General features: G+C 60.2%; 20 protein-coding genes. 11 read left to right on the top strand and 9 right to left on the bottom strand.

Annotated features, from left to right (window positions below):
- The first annotated feature begins 141 nt into the window (after window positions 1–141).
- From kdgT to WH367_RS18150, 6 genes are all read left to right on the top strand, one after another.
- Window positions 142–1,173, top strand: coding sequence for a 2-keto-3-deoxygluconate transporter (kdgT, locus tag WH367_RS18175; RefSeq protein ID WP_339537130.1), 1,032 nt, complete (start codon window positions 142–144; stop codon window positions 1,171–1,173).
- 75 nt (window positions 1,174–1,248) lie between these two features.
- Window positions 1,249–2,010 carry an SDR family oxidoreductase gene (locus WH367_RS18170; protein WP_021025908.1) on the top strand — a complete coding sequence of 254 codons (762 nt, stop codon included), beginning with the start codon at window positions 1,249–1,251 and terminating at the stop codon, window positions 2,008–2,010.
- A 97-nt stretch (window positions 2,011–2,107) separates the two neighbouring features.
- Entirely contained in the window at window positions 2,108–2,953 is an 846-nt protein-coding gene (locus WH367_RS18165; protein WP_339537129.1) for an ureidoglycolate lyase, read from the top strand.
- Window positions 2,954–3,141: 188 nt separating this feature from the next.
- Window positions 3,142–3,447 (top strand): hypothetical protein, encoded by a 306-nt coding sequence (locus WH367_RS18160; RefSeq protein ID WP_133858436.1) that lies wholly within the window; start codon window positions 3,142–3,144, stop codon window positions 3,445–3,447.
- Window positions 3,448–3,561: 114 nt separating this feature from the next.
- The gene (locus tag WH367_RS18155) at window positions 3,562–4,584 is read left to right on the top strand and encodes a P1 family peptidase (protein WP_339537128.1); all 1,023 of its coding nucleotides are present in this window, start codon (window positions 3,562–3,564) and stop codon (window positions 4,582–4,584) included.
- 42 nt (window positions 4,585–4,626) lie between these two features.
- Window positions 4,627–6,039 carry a TAXI family TRAP transporter solute-binding subunit gene (locus WH367_RS18150; RefSeq protein WP_339537127.1) on the top strand — a complete coding sequence of 471 codons (1,413 nt, stop codon included), beginning with the start codon at window positions 4,627–4,629 and terminating at the stop codon, window positions 6,037–6,039.
- Window positions 6,040–6,117: 78 nt separating this feature from the next.
- On the opposite strand, the gene WH367_RS18145 is transcribed toward WH367_RS18150, so the two are convergent.
- From WH367_RS18145 to WH367_RS18115, 7 genes are all read right to left on the bottom strand, one after another.
- Entirely contained in the window at window positions 6,118–6,561 is a 444-nt protein-coding gene (locus tag WH367_RS18145) for a hypothetical protein (protein WP_339537126.1), read from the bottom strand.
- 137 nt (window positions 6,562–6,698) lie between these two features.
- On the bottom strand, window positions 6,699–7,094 hold the full coding sequence (locus WH367_RS18140; protein WP_339537125.1) for a DUF7684 family protein: 396 nt from the start codon (window positions 7,092–7,094) through the stop codon (window positions 6,699–6,701).
- Window positions 7,095–7,309: 215 nt separating this feature from the next.
- On the bottom strand, window positions 7,310–7,777 hold the full coding sequence (locus WH367_RS18135; RefSeq protein ID WP_339537124.1) for a hypothetical protein: 468 nt from the start codon (window positions 7,775–7,777) through the stop codon (window positions 7,310–7,312).
- A gap of 141 nt (window positions 7,778–7,918) precedes the next feature.
- Window positions 7,919–8,116, bottom strand: a complete 198-nt coding sequence (locus WH367_RS18130) for a hypothetical protein (RefSeq protein WP_339537123.1) — start codon at window positions 8,114–8,116, stop codon at window positions 7,919–7,921.
- Window positions 8,117–8,261: 145 nt separating this feature from the next.
- Window positions 8,262–8,507 carry a hypothetical protein gene (locus WH367_RS18125; RefSeq protein ID WP_148293085.1) on the bottom strand — a complete coding sequence of 82 codons (246 nt, stop codon included), beginning with the start codon at window positions 8,505–8,507 and terminating at the stop codon, window positions 8,262–8,264.
- A gap of 141 nt (window positions 8,508–8,648) precedes the next feature.
- Window positions 8,649–8,933, bottom strand: coding sequence for a MafI family immunity protein (locus WH367_RS18120; protein WP_339518536.1), 285 nt, complete (start codon window positions 8,931–8,933; stop codon window positions 8,649–8,651).
- 4 nt (window positions 8,934–8,937) lie between these two features.
- The gene (locus WH367_RS18115) at window positions 8,938–9,390 is read right to left on the bottom strand and encodes a hypothetical protein (RefSeq protein ID WP_339537122.1); all 453 of its coding nucleotides are present in this window, start codon (window positions 9,388–9,390) and stop codon (window positions 8,938–8,940) included.
- Window positions 9,391–10,361: 971 nt separating this feature from the next.
- Between WH367_RS18115 and cydD the strand changes: the two genes are divergently transcribed.
- The 5 genes from cydD (at window position 10,362) to cydX (ending at window position 16,825) form a co-directional block, all read left to right on the top strand.
- Window positions 10,362–12,092: a thiol reductant ABC exporter subunit CydD gene (gene cydD, locus WH367_RS18110; RefSeq protein ID WP_339537121.1), complete on the top strand. Its 1,731-nt coding sequence runs from the start codon at window positions 10,362–10,364 to the stop codon at window positions 12,090–12,092.
- Window positions 12,089–13,810 (top strand): amino acid ABC transporter ATP-binding/permease protein, encoded by a 1,722-nt coding sequence (locus tag WH367_RS18105; RefSeq protein WP_339537120.1) that lies wholly within the window; start codon window positions 12,089–12,091, stop codon window positions 13,808–13,810. Before cydD ends, WH367_RS18105 begins: the two co-directional genes overlap by 4 nt.
- A gap of 90 nt (window positions 13,811–13,900) precedes the next feature.
- A complete protein-coding gene (locus WH367_RS18100) occupies window positions 13,901–15,502 on the top strand; it encodes a cytochrome ubiquinol oxidase subunit I (protein ID WP_312989266.1) in 1,602 nt (533 codons plus the stop codon).
- A 4-nt stretch (window positions 15,503–15,506) separates the two neighbouring features.
- On the top strand, window positions 15,507–16,661 hold the full coding sequence (gene cydB / locus WH367_RS18095; protein WP_021025678.1) for a cytochrome d ubiquinol oxidase subunit II: 1,155 nt from the start codon (window positions 15,507–15,509) through the stop codon (window positions 16,659–16,661).
- Between the two features lie 29 nt (window positions 16,662–16,690).
- Window positions 16,691–16,825, top strand: a complete 135-nt coding sequence (gene cydX / locus WH367_RS18090) for a cytochrome bd-I oxidase subunit CydX (RefSeq protein ID WP_021025677.1) — start codon at window positions 16,691–16,693, stop codon at window positions 16,823–16,825.
- A 98-nt stretch (window positions 16,826–16,923) separates the two neighbouring features.
- Here the strand turns inward: cydX and WH367_RS18085 are convergent, their stop codons facing one another.
- Both WH367_RS18085 and WH367_RS18080 read right to left on the bottom strand, forming a co-directional pair.
- Window positions 16,924–18,258 (bottom strand): L,D-transpeptidase family protein, encoded by a 1,335-nt coding sequence (locus tag WH367_RS18085; RefSeq protein ID WP_312989268.1) that lies wholly within the window; start codon window positions 18,256–18,258, stop codon window positions 16,924–16,926.
- 69 nt (window positions 18,259–18,327) lie between these two features.
- Window positions 18,328–18,935, bottom strand: a 608-nt coding sequence (locus WH367_RS18080; protein WP_339537119.1) for a L,D-transpeptidase Cds6 family protein, incomplete at its 5' end; no start/stop codon positions are given.

The raw sequence follows: 18,935 nt of genomic DNA, 5'->3' as shown, positions 1-18,935 counted from the left end.
ATGAATGGCAAAAGACAAAGGGTTTACCAGCTATTTTTAGATTTTGAATTTATGGAACACTGTCCCGGTTGCTCCGGTAGTCATCGGACAACACCTCTACAAGCGATAACAAATTCACCACCAAAGTGTGAGGAGCGAGACATGGAAATCCAGAAAACCATTGAGCGTGTGCCCGGCGGGCTCATGCTGATTCCCCTGCTGCTGGGCGCCTGCGTGCACACCTTTGCAGCAGATGCCGGCAAGTACTTTGGCTCGTTCACCAACGGGCTGATGACCGGCACCGTGCCCATCCTCGCGGTCTGGTTCTTTTGCATGGGGGCAACGATCAATCTCAAGGCCACCGGCGTGGTGCTGAAAAAATCCGGCACCCTGGTGCTGACCAAGATCCTGGTCGCCTGGGTGGTGGCGATGGTAGCCACGCGCTTCTTGCCGGCCGGCGGCATTCAGACAGGGCTGTTCACCGGCCTGTCGGTGCTCGCGCTGGTCACCGCGATGGACATGACCAATGGGGGGCTGTATGCCGCGCTGATGCAGCAATACGGCACGCAAGAGGAGGCCGGCGCCTTTGTGCTCACCTCCATCGAGTCGGGCCCGCTGGTCAGCATGCTGATCCTGGGCGCCACCGGCGTGGCGGTGTTTGAGCCGCGCTTGTTTGCCGGCGCGGTGCTGCCGTTTCTGATCGGCTTTGCGCTGGGCAACCTGGATGCGAACCTGCGCGAGTTCTTTGGCCGCTGCGTGCATCCGCTGATTCCGTTCTTCGGCTTTGCGCTGGGCTGCTCGATTGACCTGGGCGTCATCGCCAAGAGCGGCTTTACCGGCGTCTTTGTCGGCGTGGCCGTCATCATCGTCACCGGCATCCCGCTGATCCTGGCGGATAAATACATTGGCGGCGGCAATGGCACTGCGGGGCTGGCCGCCTCGTCCACCGCGGGTGCAGCTGTTGCCAATCCGCAAATCATCGGCACCATGGTGCCCGAGCTCAAGTCCATGGCCGATTCGGCCACCGCGATTACCGCCACCGCCTGCCTGTTGACCGCCATCCTGGTGCCTATCCTCACCGCCATGTGGGCACGCAAGTATGGCCGCCGACCGCAGGCAACGGTGGCAGCGCCCACCCCGCCAACCAGCGCCGCTGGCAGTCCGCCCAAGCTGGCGCAGGACGGGCACTTCTAAGCGCACTCAGCTTTACCCCCTCGCCTGGCGCGCTGGTCCATAGCGCGCCCAGGCATCTTTCACAGGACTGACTCCATGACCCATTCTTCCGTCTCCACCGGCCGCCTGGCAGGCAAGGTGGCCCTGGTGACCGCAGCGGCGCAAGGCATTGGCCGCGCCAGCGCCGAGCGCCTGGCAGCCGAAGGCGCCCGTGTGATTGCCACCGATTTGCATATCGGCCCGCTGGCAGGCTCGGGCCTCGATGCGCGCCAGCTCGATGTGCGCGACAGCGCCCAGATCCAGACACTGGCTGAAGTGCTCGGCCCCATCGACATCCTCTTTAACTGCGCGGGCTTTGTGCATGCCGGCAGCGTGCTCGAATGCAGCGAAGAGGACTGGGACTTTGCCTTTGACCTCAATGTCAAAGCCATGTACCGCAGCATCCGCGCCTTTTTGCCGGGCATGCTGCAGCGCGGCCGGGGCAGCATCATCAATATGTCCTCGGCCGCCTCCAGCATCAAGGGCGTGCCCAACCGCTTTGCCTACAGTGCGTCGAAGGCAGCCGTCATCGGCATGACCAAGTCCATCGCTGCCGATTACTGCACCCGGGGCGTGCGCTGCAATGCCATCTGCCCGGGCACCGTCGATTCGCCATCGCTTGGCCAGCGCATCGCCACCCAGGCGGCGCACGATGGCCTCTCGGTGGACGCCGTGCGCGCCGCCTTTGTGGCCCGCCAGCCGATGGGCCGCGTCGGCAAGCCGGAAGAGATTGCCGCGCTGGTGGCCTATCTGGCATCGGACGAGGCAGCCTTTACCACCGGCCAGGCCCATGTGATTGATGGCGGCTGGTCCAACTAAAGCCCGCCAGCCCCCACTTTTACCGCTGCGCGACAGCATCCCTAGCTGCAGGCACCTAGACTGGCGCCTGCATGCAATTTGATCCATTGGAGATGACATGAAATTACTGCGTTACGGCCCGGTGGGCCAGGAAAAGCCCGGCCTGCTCGACAGCAGCAATACCCTGCGCGACCTCTCCGGCGTGCTCAGCGATATCGAAGGCCAGCACCTGGGCGATGCCGCGCTGGCCCGCCTGCGTGCGATCGATCCGGCCACGCTGCCAGCGGTGCCTGGCCAGCCCCGCATCGGCCCTTGCGTGGCGCGTGTGGGCAAGTTCATCTGCATCGGCCTCAACTACGCCGACCATGCCGCTGAATCGGGCGCCGCCATCCCCACCGAGCCGGTGATCTTCAACAAATGGACCAGCGCCATCTGCGGCCCCAATGACGCGGTCGAGATCCCCCGTGGATCCACCAAGACCGACTGGGAAGTCGAGCTGGGCGTGGTGATCGGCAAGGCCACCAAGTACATCACCGAAGCGCAGGCGCTGGAGCATGTGGCCGGCTACTGCGTGGTCAATGATGTGTCCGAGCGCGAATGGCAGATCGAGCGCGGCGGCACCTGGGACAAGGGCAAGGGCTTTGACACCTTTGGCCCCATTGGCCCCTGGCTGGTGACGCGCGATGAAGTGCCGGACCCGCAAAACCTGTCGATGTGGCTGGATGTGGATGGCAAGCGTTTTCAAAACGGCAACACCAAGACGATGATCTTCACAGTCGCGCAGATCGTTGCCTATGTCAGCCAGTGCATGAGCCTGCAGCCGGGCGACATCATCTCGACCGGCACGCCTCCCGGCGTGGGCCTGGGCATCAAGCCCAATCCTGTCTACCTAAAGGCCGGCCAAACGATGCGCCTGGGTATTGAAGGCCTGGGTGAGCAGCAGCAAACCACCGTCAACGCCTGATGACACGTAGCACCCGGCGCCAGCGCGGCAACGGGTGCTTACAGGTGGAAAAATCGTAGCTGCCATCGCCATAGATTTCAACCATCAAAACAGTCGCAACAGCTGATGTACAAAGCAACCATTGCTCATCTTTTGATACAGGATTTTCCGCTAAGCTGCCAGCATCCACCACAACTCCAACCCCTGCCATGAACCGTTTGTTGACCCCTTTGCTCACTGCGCTGGCACTGTCCTGCCTGGCCGATGCCAGCTGGGCCCACGGTGGCGGCCACCGCCACCACCACCGCAAGGAACACAAGGAGCAGTTCTGGGACGGCAACTGCAAGGTGGAGCGCAAGTGGAAGCGCAATGGCGAATACAAGGAAAAGCGCCGCTGCCATGACCGCCCGGCCGCCTACTACGCCCCGCAGCCCGCCTACGCAGCCCCGGTGCTGGTGGCGCCCCGCACCCCCGATGCGATTGTCATCAGCCCGCAGATCGTCATCCGCCCCTGATCGGCTGGCACTCGCACCTCCATCGCACCCTCTCCTCGGGCTGTCAGACACCTGTTTGACAGCCCGCTGCTTTTGCCTGCACAGCAACCAGCCCAGTTGGCCCACAATCGGGCCATGTCCTCCTCCCCCCTCCCCATGGCTCCGGCCGGCTCCATCACCTTGGTGCAAGGCATCGAAGTGGGCCACTTCACCGACACGCGCCGCCCCACCGGCTGCACGGCCATCCTGGCCAAGGCCGGGGCGGTGGGCGGCGTCGATGTGCGCGGCGCCGCACCCGGCACGCGCGAAACCGACTTGCTCCACCCCACCAACCTGGTCGAGCGCGTGCACGCCATCATGCTGGCGGGCGGCAGCGCCTGGGGCCTGGATGCCGCCAGCGGCGCCATGCGCTGGCTGGAAGAGCAAGGCGTAGGCCTCGATATCTCCGTGGGCCGCATTCCGCTGGTGCCTGCGGCCGTGCTGTTTGATGTGCTGGTGGGCGATATGCGCATCCGCCCTGATGCCCAGGCCGGCTATGCCGCCTGCCAGGCCGCCAGCAGCGCCATGCCCGCCCAAGGCAATGTGGGCGCGGGGGCCGGTGCCGCCGTAGGCAAGATCTTTGGCATCCAACGGGCGATGAAAGGCGGCATCGGCACGGCCTCCGTCACTGTCGATGGCGTCACCGTGGGCGCCATCATTGCCTGCAATGCACTGGGCGATGTGCTGCACCCGGACACCGCCCAGGTGGTGGCCGGCGCGCGCACCCGCGATGGCCTGGGCCTCATCGACACGCGCCGCGCGCTGCTGCGCGGCGAGCCGCCCCAGCCCCTGCTGGCGGGCACCAACACCACCATTGGTGTGATCGCCACCGATGCCATCATCACCAAGGCGCAGGCCAGCCGCCTGGCCACCGTGGGCCACGATGGGCTGGCGCGCGCCATCAACCCGGTGCACACCATGTCCGACGGCGACACCTTGTTCTGCCTGGGTACTGGCGCCGCCGGGCGCAGCCTGGGCATGATGGTGCTGGCCACGATGGCCGCCGAAGCGGTGGCCCAGGCCACCTTGCAGGCGGTGCTGCATGCCAATCGTTTACAAATCGATGCCGGAGAAAACCACAAGGCCTTGCACCTGCCCTGCGCCGCTGATTTACAGTAGGCGCCATTCCAACTGCGCTGCGCAGGCAGCCCGCCACACACCATGGGTGACCGCTCCACGTCGATGCGCCAAAAAGCCTACGGGCTGCGCCAAACCCTGATCACCCTGGTGCTCAATATCCGCGATGCGCTGGTCTCCGGCGGCCCACTGGTCATCCTGGCCGTGGCCTTGATCGTGGGGGCCTACTGGTGGCTCAAGCCCAACCCGCCCTCGCAGGTCAAGCTGGCCACCGGCCCGGCCCAAAGCGCCTACGCCAGCTTTGGCGAGCAGTACCGCACCCCCCTGGCCAGGAACAAGATCCGCGTCGACCTCGTCGGCAGCGAAGGCTCCTTCGACAACCTGCAGCTGCTGCGCGAGGGCAAGGTCGATCTGGCCTTTGTGCAAGGCGGCACCGCCGAGCTGACCGAGGACGACCTCGACAGCCTCACCTCGCTGGGCGCGCTGTTTGTCGAGCCCGTCTGGCTGTTCTACCGCAGCGATGCTGCGCAGCGCCTGACCAAGCGCGCCCACCTCAGCAATCTGACGCAACTGGCGGGTTGGCGTGTCAATGTCGGCACCGCCGGTAGCGGCGTGCCCAATCTGTTCAACCAATTGCTGGAGGCCAACCGCCTGAATCTGGCCCAGCTGCGCGTATCGCACCTGGCCGAAACGCCGGCAACGGTGGAGTTTCTGGCCGGCAAGATCGATGCGCTGGTGCTGGTGTCGGCGCCTGAATCGCCGATGGTGCAAATGCTGCTGAAAACACCCGGCGTGCAGCTGATGGATTTTCCGCAAAACGAGGCCTATGGCCGCAAGTTCAGGTTCCTGAGCCCCGTCACCCTGCCGCGCGGCATTGTCGACCTCGCCGCCAATGTGCCGCCGCAAAATGTGCACCTGCTGGCCTCCACCACGTCCCTGCTGGCCCGCGACGACACCCACCCCGCCATCAAGCAGCTGTTCGCCCAGGCCTCGCAAGGCATCCATAGCCAGGCCGGCTGGTTCAACCGGGCACGCGACTTTCCCAACACCCGCAGCAGCGAACTGGCCGTCGCCCCCGAAGGCGTGCGCGCCATCAACGAGCCCGCCCCCTTGCTGCAGCGCTACCTGCCCTTCTGGCTCGCCAACCTGGTCGAGCGCATGTGGCTGGTGCTGGGTGTCCTGCTGGCCTTCATGCTGCCGCTATCCCGTGTCGTGCCGCCCCTCTACCAGTTCCGCGTGCGCTCACGCGTCTTCAAGTGGTACGGCCAGCTGCGCGCCATCGAGCACGAGATGGAGCAACCCGAGCCCGACCGCGCGAGCATCCAGGCCGAGCTGCTGGCGCTGAGCCGCAAGGTCGAGAAAATTACTGTGCCGCTGTCGTATGCGGATGAGTTGTATGCGCTGCGTAGCCATATTCATTGGGTGCTGCAGAAGCTGGAGCAGCAGGGACGCGAAGACGGCTTAGGGACTGAAGGCGTTTCAAAAAATGCAGATTAGCAGGCAAATTCATCGGTATTGAACCGTCATCGCCATTGCCCGGCCCTTCTCCCGTCCCGCTTGAATTCAATTCCTGCACTATTCATCATCTACGTACAACAAAAATTCTTGTATATCCGAAATTGGCAAGGTCCACTCTGACACCCTGCTGAATTCTTCGACAGTGCCCTGCATCCTATCGGGCATATACCGCTCTACCATCATGGGCGAGATCATAAATTTCTCATAATTTTCACGAATAAATCTTTCTTGAAAATAAACAAAATGCCAGTCTCTGAATAAGGCCCAATACGTAATTCCGTAACTGACAGATTCCGGCTGAATGCATGTGATAAGAGCACATCGGCTCGAACGGGATGCAGCAAGAAATTTAAGCGCCGCCACCCATTGTTTTTTATATATCTCAGGAGACCATCTGGTGGTGATGAGCGGGACCACCTCACGATGCTCATCAATGTGTATTTCGCAGAAAAATTCATTTTGACACCGCGTGCCTTTTGATATTTCGATGTTGAATGCCATCCGAATAATTAGTCCATCTCTATTTAAAAAACAGTCAAGCCACTCAAGAACCGATGATTCTACTAGCTGCTTGATGCGTGTAAATCAATAGATGAAAACATGGCGCACATGATTTTTCATGCCATTGAACTAAATAATCACTTTGACTTTAAATATTCAACACGCAATTTCTGCAAAATTTCACGCACTGCATTATATTCATTGTCATATCCAACCAGGCAGCGCACATTTGCTTCACCAGGAATCGCTGCATTCAGCAAAAACGATGCTATTTCTTCGGCAGACTCATCGTTGTGAACAGCAGTAGGCGTACCACAATACCCTAAATCGCAATCATCAATTGCATCATCCAAAGCGTCATGCACGTCCTCCGCTGCATGCCCCAAGATCATAAAGTATTGACATCCTGCGGGGATTAGGGTTCGCACCAAACCTTTGAAATCCATGGCTGGAGATATAGCGTCACTGACCAACAAACATACGCTAGGGTGCGGGGTCAACACAATCGATCCGATGGATTGCAAATCGATCATTTGCAAATTGAATGCTGCCATTCTATTCCCAGCCCAATCTCTAAATCACAATCTAAAAAAATCTGTTAGCGCTCTGCACACCATTAGACAGATACTTATGATCTGCAACGTTTTGCGAATGCGTTTTGGCTTGTTCTTAAGTGTGGGGACCAGACCCTATCCACTCATGTATTTATCACTTCACAAAGCAGCCCGACCCCAATGATAGATTTTTATTATAAAAGCACGCATTTATAATGAAATATTTCATATTCAGGCAAAAAATCCCCATGAAAAAAAGGTGCTAAGACTTCAATTTGATAAATGTTTGCAGAGCAAACGATGGTAAACACTTCACCTAAGTTATTGCTGACCTGAAGGCCACTTTCCGCTGTGAAATCAGCGTCTACCACCAGCATTTTTTCAATGCCCGCGATATCCCTCCAGGCTTGCGGCAAAGGCACTATTTCGGGCACATTCTCATCTTTTCCAACAAGTCGGAAAACAAGCGTGCCGACCTCATTCCAACCTACCGTATCGTGCATCCTTGTATATATTTTCAGCAGGGCGTTATTGGCAAGGAAAAGCCATACAGTTGATATACCGCGCGGAGTAGGAATGTCATTGGCATAGCCAACTATTCCTTGGCGAAGCAGGCTTGAAATAGAACATATGCCTTCAGTGTCAAACTCAAGTAGTTGCACTATTATGAATCTCCATTTTTAGCAGCATAGCACCTCAAGGTCAGGCCAAAATTTCCCACAGGAGTGTCTTTGCCTGCCTCAGTTGTCTAGTTCAGTCGCAGTACAAATTTATAAGAGCCAAAATACTCCAACGCCAATGTGTCAACGACACAAATTATCAGCAGAGGTTTTTAGCTGATCGATAAATTCAGACAGGGGTACACGTGCACCTAACATTCCGTCTTGCTGAGGAAACGCTACACAGAGGCAGTCATTCCATTGCTCACGGTCTAAAAGCAATAAAAATTGACCATCATAGCTAACTTCCGCAACTAGATTTTGGTAATTAATATCACTCAAAATGAGCGTCTTCCATTTATCACAAGTCATAAATCCCTTACAAACTTAATCTAAAATCTCCCAATAATAAATCCCCAAGAGACCTTCAACATATTCAGCAACTTAACCAGGGATGGGACGGGGTAAATCAATATAAATAAACGCATCAAACGAGATTATTTGCAAACGACTTTAAGATTTCGATTGACGCTATCGAATCCGGCCATGCATACACAATCAATCGATCATCCAACTGCTCAAGTTCAAAAGTGGAACCAACCAAACCACCTTCTCCAGTGACTTTCACAGCAACCCCAGAAGCAAGCGACACCTCTTCCGCCCAAGGCTCCAATACCAATAACATAGCACTGGATGAAGAATTTGTATAAATAAAACTACAAACATATTTCATTTTGCGAAGTCATTTAATTATTTGAATGTGATCAACATAGTTCAAGGCAGTCAGATCGCTTAAGTTAAAACTCCGACCCAATCAATTTAGCACACCTTCGCAGGTTTTCGCAACCCATCTGCCTCTAAAGAATTTATTGCTTCACAAACCCTTGAGCAAAGATTTGACATCCATTGACATTGCAGCCCCTAGACACTCAATCAAGTTAAGAGCCTTAGAACTAATAGACTTCTTTTCCTCCAAATAAATCGCTATTACCGTTTCTAATGCTAAGCCATATTCGGCAACATCAATAAATTTTTGAATTTCATTCAATTCAACTTCGGAGAATATTGTTTTAAGCTCCGCAATCAATTGAAATAAAAGATCTTCAACTTTTCCAAAAACCACCAATTTATCGCCACAGGTGTAAGTTGTTGTCTTCATTTTCTCAGTTAACACGGATATTACAGCAGGCCCCTGCTCTAGCACATGAAGGCGACATTACCACCAAAACTTCGTGATACACATATCCAACAGGCCCCAACTCCTCCTGTTGACTCTCGCTTATAGTAAGCGCTACGGATATTCTATTGACATTCATAGAATCTATAAGCCTCGATATATTCTGCATTCTCTTTCTAGAGATCTCAGCTAATTTTTTACTAGCCGCTGGATACATTGAAACAATGTCAATTTCATCATAGGATCTGACATCTCTTTGGCGTGTAAACCATTGAGCAAGAGCCACTGCTTCTTCTTTACCTAAAGTGGGCTCATCACCATCGAATTTCACCTCATGCTGCAGCCCAGTCAATGAGCAGGCATGTGTAGAACTTGATATCCCGAAAATAAACAATAAAACAAATACTGAATTTCTAAGTAAATTATTTAATTTAAACATTAATAAATTCCTTATCTAGACCACTCCTTAGATTTGCGAGGCAGAACTATTTAAGTTTGAACGAACACCACGATCTCCAATGAATTTAATAGATTTAAAAGCACTAGAAAAATTTTCATGAACGAAATCTTTCGCTTGCGACGATCGCAAACTCAGAATCTCAAACAAAACCAGCAACCTCATAAAGTCTAATTTATTCTTCAATTCCGACAATTCGAGATAATCATAGTTCTGATAAATATTCCTATCAGAGTAGCCTGTCCAACAAAGAATGTGAAGATTTTGGGTAGCAGAGGTGATTCGCCAAGTAGCAGGGGCCCCTCACCATCCAGTCTTGTTGTGTGAAGGCCTAGAGATTGCGCTTAGTACAACGGCCAGATGAACGTCACTGAACTACTGAACTCGTAACCGTCCCGCTGTACAAACCCTCTGTCTTTCCACAGCCAGCAGCTTTCAGAGCTTTGGGCCTATCTGCCGCTTGGTTTCCAAGAGCAATGCCTACCGCATTCTGGAATGCTCGACACCCATCCCCGAACAGCCAGACCTCGCCTGACCGCAGCTGAATACATCTCCCTGTTTTTGCCAGTCAGCAGCAATTCCAGTCGCCCCCCAACAACGCCCCATCTCTCCCAGCCCACCCCCTAGGGAGAACCCGCGCTGTTCTTGACTTACAGCAAGCTCTGTTCACACTCTAGGCAACACAATCGGCTCAAGCTCTTGGCAAAGCGGGCCCGAAACACCGTGCTGCAGCCAGGACTGAAAGCTCTTTGGACTGCAGAAATTTCTGCTTTATCTAGTTTTTTAGGGCCTTGAGTGCTCTGAATTTAGTAGCAATCTGCGCATTTGCGCTGACAGACAAGGGCCACACCTTCGTCGAAGGTAGTTCGTATCAGGTATTCGATAAATTGAATTAATGAGTATATTGGATATACAATAGTTTCAAGAATTTCTGAAAATTAAAAACTTACCCCATGCCATCCACCCGCGCCACCTCCTCCACCAGCAGCCCTGCTGTGGCAACGCGCCCCTCTGCGAAGGGCGCGTGGTGGCAGGTGCTGGCAGCCTTGCTGTGGTTGCCGCAGGCGGCAGTGATTGCCTGGGGGATTGAGGCGATCCACCAGCAAGCGGCCTGGTCGACATTGGCCAAAGCTTGCGTCCTGTTCCTGGCGCTGGGCTTGCTGCGGGCCCTGGTCGATGGCTATGGCCTGCGCCGGGCTTTTGCCGCAGCGCGCGCCCATACGCAGCAGCTGCGGCTGCAGGCGCTGCAGGCATTGGCGCTGCACTCGCCCCTGCACCCACATCGCCCATCGGCCGGGCTGGCGGCCAGTGTGCTCAACGAGCAGGCCGACCACATCACGCCCTACTGGGCCCGCTACACCACGGCACGCACCAAGGTCATGGTGGTGCCGCTGGTCATCCTGGTCTGTGTGTTCTGCCTGTCCTGGGTGGCGGGCCTGGTGCTGCTGGTGGCAGCGCCCTTGATTCCGATCTTTATGGCGCTGGTGGGCTGGCGGGCCGAGGCGGCCAGCAAAAAACATTTGCAGGATGTCGGCAACCTGAACCAGTTTTTGCTCGATCGCCTGCAGGGCCTGGCCAGTATTCGCGGGCTGGGTGCCGCCGGGCAGGTGGCGCAACAGCTGGCCGGTGCGGCCGAGCAACTGCGCGCCAACACCATGGCCGTGCTCAAGATTGCGTTTCTGTCCTCTGCGGTGCTGGAGCTGTTCTCCGCGCTGGGCGTGGCCCTGGTCGCTGTGTATGTCGGTTTTCATCTGCTGGGCCAGATCCCGTTTGGCAGCTGGGGCGGCACCTTAGGGCTGGCACAAGCCATGTTTGTGCTGCTGCTGGCCCCGGCATTTTTTGAGCCGCTGCGCGAACTCTCGGCCGTGTGGCATGACAAGGCCGCCGGTGTGGCGGCCGAGCAGGCACTGCAAGCGCTGCAGCAGCCTGGCCCGCAGCTGGTGGGTGGCAGCGATAGCGACCAAGCCCGCGTTGCCAGCGCCAACACGGCAGCAGCTGCCGCGCTGACGATCAACGATCTCAGCTTTCAATACACTGCCAACAGCCCGCTGGTGGTCAAGTCCTTCAGCGCCGAGATTGCCGGTGGCGAGCGCATCGCGCTGTGGGGCGAAAGCGGCAGCGGCAAATCCACGGTGATGGCACTGATCGCGGGCCTGGCAGCCCCCAGCGCAGGCAGCATCCACATCGATGGACGGCCCATGGATGCAGCCCACGCCGCCGGCCTGCGCAGCGGCATGGCCTGGGTCGCGCAAAAGCCCCATGTGCTGGCCGCCAGCCTGGTGGACAACATTCGCCTGGGCCGCGATATCGACGAGGCCGCACTGCAGCGAGCGGTACAGAGCGCGGCCCTGGGCCCCGTGCTGGCCTTGCGCGGCAATGCCGTGGTGGGCGACGGGGGCCTGGGCCTGTCGGGTGGCGAGGCCTTGCGCCTGACCCTGGCACGCGCAGCCGCCACGCCCGGCTGCCGCCTGGTGCTGGCCGATGAGCCCACGGCCCACCTCGATGCCGAGACCGCCCAGTTTGTACGCCAGGGCCTGCTGGCCTTGGCAGCGCGCGGCGCGACCTTGGTGGTCGCTACCCATGATCCGTTGCTGGCCGCCTGCATGGACCGGGTGCTGTCGCTCGATGGCAGCCAACCACCCATTGCCGCTGGCCTGCCCGCCGCCATGAGGAGCATCGCATGAAGGCCTGGAACGCGCTGCGCCCCATCGTCCAGCTGTTTGCGCAATCGCCCTACCGCCGGCGCATGCTGCTGGGCAGTGTGCTCGCTGCAATCACCGTGTGCGCCGGCATGGCGCTGCTGGGCCTGTCGGGCTGGTTCCTCACCGCTGCCTATGTGGCGGGTCTGTCTACCGCCACGGCCGTGGTGTTTGATGTGTTTGCGCCCGGCGCGGGTGTGCGCTTTTTCTCGATGCTGCGCACCGGCGCGCGCTACAGCGAGCGGGTCGTCACGCATGACGCCACCTTGCGCGTACTGGCCGCCCTGCGGGTGCAGCTGTTCTCGCGCCTCGCGGCCGCTGATACCGCATTGGCGCTGCGCCAGCGCCCTGCCCGCCTGCTGCACCGCCTCACTGCCGATATCGATGCGCTGGATGCCGTCTACCTGCGCCTGCTCACGCCCGCCGTCTCGCTGCTGGTCAGCGCCTGCGTGACTGCCTTGGCTTTGACGATCTTCCTGAACTGGCAAAGCGGTCTGCTGGTGGGCGCCATGGTGCTGGCCGGTGGCCTGGCCTGCGTGGCCTGGTGTGTGCGCCAGGGCTTTGTGACTGCGCTGCGCCGCAGTTTTGCCGGCGAGCAACTGCGGGCCCAGGTGATTGATGCGGTGGGCGCGCAGACCGAGCTGGTGATGGCCGGCAGCCTGCAGCGCCAGATGGCCCGCATTGCTGCGGCAGAGCGCCAGCAGTGGGCTGCCGATATCCGCCTCAACCGGCTGGAATCGCAGGTGGCCGTTGCGATGGCGATGCTGGGCCACTGCGCCACCGCTGCTGCGCTGCTTTGCGCGGCCTGGCTGGCGCAGAAGGGCGAGATTGGCGCGCCTATAGCCGCGCTAGCCACCTTGCTGCTGCTCGCGGCGCTGGAGCCCCTCGTCCACATCCGCCGTGGCGCGATGGAAGCGGGCCGCACCTTGCTCGCTGCCCGCCGCATTGCCCCGCTGCTCGATACCCCGGCCCACACCGCCGCCACAGAAGACCGCGCACCGGCAGCCGGCCTGGCCGTGGACATGCAGGCCGTGGGCCTGCAACACCCCGGCAGCGCCCGCGCCTTGCTGCAGCAGATCGATCTGCAAGTGGCCGATGGCGAATGGCTGGTGCTGGCAGGGCCCAGCGGCGCGGGCAAATCCAGTTTGATGGCGCTGATCGCTGGCGACCTGGCACCCAGTGCCGGCCAGGTGCTGCGCAAGCCTTGCGCCAGCCTGCCCCAGCGCACGGAGCTGTTCCAGGCCAGCGTGGCCGCCAACCTGCGCCTGGGCCGCCCCGATGCCAGTGATGCCGAGCTCTGGGCCGCACTGCAAACGGCAGGCCTGGCCGATGTCATCGACGCTCTGCCGGGGCAACTGAACACGCCCCTGGGCAGCCAGGGCGCGGGCCTGTCGGGGGGTGAATCACGCCGCCTGGCGCTGGCCCGCCTGCTGCTGCACCCAGCAGCCTTGAGCTTGCTGGACGAACCCACCGAAGGCCTGGACCGCCAGACCGCCGCCCAGGTGATGCACGCGATTGCGCAATGGCATGCAAAGCGGGCCGCCAGCGGCCAGGGCGCCATCGTGATGGCCAGCCATTTGCAGCGCGAGGCGCGCCACGCCGACCGCATTGTCTGGATCGCCCCCTTGCAAGAAGGCATGGCGCAAGCGCGCAAGGGCACGGCAGAGTTTGAAGCGCTGTTGCAGCGATTGCGGCCTGGCTAGGCCGGCTCATGCAACACAGGTATTTGTCAGTTTGGAACCCACGTAGTTTTTCTACCAGATCGAGCACTTACAACACGGAAGGACCAGTTCATGGATCTCGACATCGTCGGGCTATCAAGATTGCAGTTTGCACTCACAGCCCTGTACCACTTTCTCTTCGTTCCCCTGACCCTGGGGCTGTCCATGCTGATCGCCATCATGGAGACGGTCTATGTGATGACGCGGCGTGTCATCTGGCGCCAGATGACCAAGTTCTGGGGCGTGCTCTTTGGCATCAACTTCGCCATCGGCGTGGCGACCGGTCTGGTGATGGAGTTCCAGTTCGGCATGAACTGGAGCTACTACAGCCACTATGTGGGCGACATCTTTGGCGCCCCGCTGGCCATCGAAGGGCTGATGGCCTTCTTCCTGGAGGCGACCTTTGTCGGTCTGTTCTTCTTTGGCTGGGACAAGCTCTCGCCGGTCAAGCACTTGATCGTCACCTGGCTCACGGCCCTGGGCACCAACCTGTCGGCGCTGTGGATTCTGATCGCCAACGGCTGGATGCAGAACCCCGTGGGTGCCGTATTCAACCCGCAGACCATGCGCATGGAGGTCAATGACTTCGCTGCCGTGCTCACCAACCCGGTGGCGCAGGCCAAGTTTGTGCACACCGTCTCTGCCGGTTATGTCTGCGCGGCCATCTTTGTGCTGGGCGTGTCGGCCTGGTACCTGCTCAAGGGCCGCCATGTGGCCTTGGCCAAGCGTTCGATGACCGTGGCTGCCGCCTTTGGCCTGGCCGGTTCGCTGTCGGTGGTGGTGCTGGGTGACGAGTCCGGCTACCTGTCGGGCGAACACCAGAAGATGAAGCTCGCCGCGATCGAAGCCATGTGGGAGACCGAGCCTGCGCCGGCCGCCTTCACCGCCATCGGCTTTCCTGACCAGGAGGCGCGCGAGACCCATTACGCGATCCATATCCCATGGGCGATGGGCCTGATCGGCACGCGCTCGCTCGATACCGAGCTGCAGGGCATCAACGACCTGGTCAAGCACGCCGAGGTGCTGATCCGCGACGGTATCAAGGCCTATGACGCGCTGGAAAAAATCCGCGATGCCGGCTCAACGACCACGATCTCGCCCGAGCTCAAGGAACAGTTCGAGGCCAATGGCAAGTCGCTGGGCTATGCCTTGCTGCTCAAGCGCTATGTCGATGACCCGCGCCAGGCGACCGATGCGCAGATCGCCAAGGCGGCTTGGGATACGGTTCCGCAGGTGGCTCCGCTGTTCTGGACCTTCCGCATCATGGTTGCGCTGGGTATGTTCTTCATCGTGCTGACGGCTGTCTTCTTCTACCTCGCCTCGCGCCACCAGCTGGAAAACCGCCGCTGGCTGCTGTGGGTAGCAGTATGGTCCATCCCGCTGCCCTGGGTTGCGATCGAGTGCGGCTGGTTCGTCGCCGAGTTTGGCCGCCAGCCCTGGATCATCGAAGGCGTGCTGCCCACCGCTGTGGCCGCGTCCAACCTGGGCGTCACCACCTTGCTGATCACGATCCTGGGCTTTGTGGCGCTGTACACGGTGCTGCTGATCATCGAGATGAAGCTGATGCTCAAGGCCATCCAAAAGGGCCCCGAGCTCGAGCCCGAGCAGCGCGATCCGCAGCCGCTGAGCTATGCCTCGATCGCCACGGCGCAACCCACCTATTCGGGAAAGTAACACCATGATCTTGCATACACTTTTGAACTACGACACCCTGCGTGTCATCTGGTGGGTCCTGCTGGGCGTGCTGCTGATCGGCTTTGCCGTGATGGATGGCTTTGACCTGGGCACCGGCATGCTGCTGCCCTTCCTGGGCAAGAACGACCTGGAGCGCCGCGTCATCATCAATGCCGTGGGCCCCACCTGGGAAGGCAACCAGGTCTGGCTGGTGCTGGGCGGTGGCGCCATCTTTGCCGCCTGGCCACAGCTCTATGCGGTGTCCTTCTCGGGCTTTTACCTGGCCATGTTCGTGATCCTGATCGGTCTGATCCTGCGCCCGGTCGCCTTCAAGTACCGCAGCAAGAACGAGTCCCCCGCCTGGCGCAGCCGCTGGGACTGGGCGCTGTTTGCTGGCAGCTTTATCCCTGCGCTGATCTGCGGCGTGGCCATGGGCAATGTGCTCCAAGGCGTGCCCTTCCGCCTGACGCCCGAGCTCTACATCCACTATGACGGCAGCTTCTTTGGCCTGCTCAACCCCTTCGCGATCCTCGCTGGCCTCATCTCCGTCACCATGCTGCTGATGCATGGCGCGGCCTGGCTGTGCATCAAGACCGAAGGCGCCATTGCCGCCCGTGCCCGCACCGTGGGCAGCATCTCGGCGGTTGTGACTGCCGTGCTGTTCGTGCTCGCCGGCATCGTGCTGTGGAAGTTTGTTGACGGCTACAGCATCACTTCGGCGCTGAACACCACCGGCCCGTCGAACCCGCTGTTCAAGACCGCCGCCCACGCGCCCGGCGCCTGGATGCAGAACTACCAGCAGCACCCCTGGACGATGGCTGCACCGATCCTCGGCGTGCTCGGCTGCCTGATCGCAGCGGTGCTGATCCGTGCCCGCAAGGATGGCCTGGCGATGATCACCAGCGGCCTGGGCATTGCCGGCATCATCCTGACCGTGGGCGCTTCGATGTTCCCGATGATCCTGCCTTCGTCCGTCGATCCGCGCTTTAGCCTCACGGTCTGGGATTCGTCGTCCAGCCACATGACCTTGTTCATCATGCTGGTCTGCACCCTCATCTTCATGCCGCTGATCCTGGCCTACACCAGCTGGGTCTACTCGGTCCTCTGGGGCAAGGTCAATGCCAAGGACATCAACGACGGCAACGGCCACGCTTACTGAGCGCCGCTGCACACAGAAAGGATTCGACTATGTGGTATTTCTCCTGGATTCTCGGCCTGCCGCTGGCCGCCGCCTTTGCGGTGCTCAACGCCATGTGGTTTGAGATGACCGAAGACCAGAAGCTGCGCCAGCAGCTGCTGGACGACCCGGACTCGCAGCACTGAGCTGCGGCACAAGCCCCTGAGCCTGGCACAGCGCCAAGGCTCTCAACGCACAAAGGCCCAAACCTAGGTTTGGGCCTTTTGCTATGGATGGAGCCGCATCAGCTTTGGTTTTGCAAATCTTCAGAGAACAGCCGCCAGTCCTTGCCCACCTTACGCCAGTACTGGCGCAGCGACAAGGGCTGGGCCTGTTCGCGGCTCTTGAGTTTCAGGTTGGCGACGCGAATCTCGCCCTTGTCGTCTTTCCAGCCGTAGGTGGAGATGTCCTGCAGCTCCACACTGCGGCCCTTGAACAGCGCGGCCATGCGTGTCTGCCAGGCCTGGCCTTCGGGCGAGGCCGTCCATTGCGGCGTGGCCAGCTGCAAGGCGCCCTGGGGATCGTCCTGCATCCAGGCCTGGTGCCACTGCTGCAGCACGGCCGTGAAAGCGTCGGTGCTCTGGCGGTGCGAGGCATCGCTTGGCGCCACCCACTGCAGCTTCTCGCGGATCAGCACCGGCGTCAGCTTGTCCACCGTGCGCATCAGCGCAATCAGATCGGGGTTGGCCAGCACCACGCAGCCATCGCTGGCCTGGGGCAGGCGGGCAAACTGGTCCGGCGGCGCACCATGCAGCCAGATGCCACTGCCCGAGCGGCCCATGGCCTTGTCCCAGTCATTGGGGTAGTTCAAGGTCAGGGCACCCTTGCCATAAAACTCGGGCAGGCGCTGACCGGCAATCTGGCGGCCGATAAAGTAAATGCCCTCGGGCGTGCGCTGGTCGCCCTCTTCGAGCTTGCCCACTCCCAGCTTGCCAACGGAGACATAGAAGCTGTCGACCAGCTGCAGCTGGCCTTGGTCATGGCGCAGCAGGTAGAGGCGCGACTGGCTGGCATCAATGGCGATGACCTGGCGCACCGATGGTGACAGCGACAGAAACTCCGCAGGCACCTGGCCGGCGGCCGGCAGCGATTGGGCGCCCTGCATGCGGCGGCGGATCTCGTCCTGCAGGCCCTGGAGCTGCTCGAGGCTCTGCGCGCCCTGGGCGTTGGCCGCGGGCGTGGGCGGCGCAGCTGCGTCGGCCTGCGGCAGGGGTATATGTTTAACGGGCAGCACCATGGCGCGCTGGGCCACCGCAGCGGGCGTCAATGCGCCGGGCTGGCCCGAGCGAAAACGCAGCAGATCGGCATACACCAGCTGCGCGGCCTGAAAATGCGGCACATCGGCCGTCAGACTGGCGGCGGCCTTGAGGGCCTGGTCCAGCTGCTGGTTTTGCACCAGCGCAATGATCTGCACCAGGCGCTCTTCGGCATCGGGCTGGCGGGCCTTGGCGGCAGCGGCCGTCTTTGCCTGGGCAGCAGCGCGCGGCGTGGCCGGGGAGCCAGCGGCCAGCGCCGCACCTGCGGCTGCCACCACGGCTGCACCAACGCCCGAGCGCCAAAACTGCTTGCAAAAAGGCATAGCCTGTGATTCCTTCAACTGACTTCTGTGCGGACCAGCGCCGATCATAGCCTGTGCAGCGCGGAGCGATCAGCCGCCCGTGGTCTCGCGTGTGATGCGCCAATGGCCTTTTTCCAGGCGCATCACCAAGGTCTTGCGGGTGGTGGTCTTGAGCGCGCCAGCCGCATAGTACTGGCGGAACTTGGCCGTTGCCTGCTCGCCCTCGACGCTGACCTGCAGATTGCGCACATTCACCACAATCGCCTGTTTGCCGACAATGCGTTGGCGCCGCTCTTCCTTCCAGGCGCTGAGGCTGCCGCCACCGGCTGGGCTGAAATGGTCGCTGTAGGCGGCCAGGTAGCCGGGCATGTCCTTCTTCTCCCAGGCCGTGGCCCAGGTGTTGACGGCGCGCTCCACATCCAGCTTGGCGGTGTCGCGCGCCGGCTTGGGCTTGGTCTCGGCCACAGGTGCTGCCGGTTTGGCGGCTGGGGCGGCTGGGGCGGCTGCCACAGCATTGGCTGCCACAGCATTGGCTGCCACAGCATTGGCTGCCACAGCCTTGGCTGCCACAGCCTTGACGGGCTCAGCAGGCACAGGCGCCGGAGCGGCTGCTGGCGTGGGCGCAGGTGCCGGAGCCGCCTTGGGGGCCGGGGCCGGCGTGGGTGCAGGCGCTGGCGTTGGAGCGGGCGCCGCGGCCG

Origin of the sequence: Comamonas sp. MYb21 (assembly GCF_037479395.1) — a bacterium.
GTDB lineage: Bacteria > Pseudomonadota > Gammaproteobacteria > Burkholderiales > Burkholderiaceae_C > Comamonas.
This window is presented reverse-complemented; position numbering and strand designations above follow the sequence as displayed.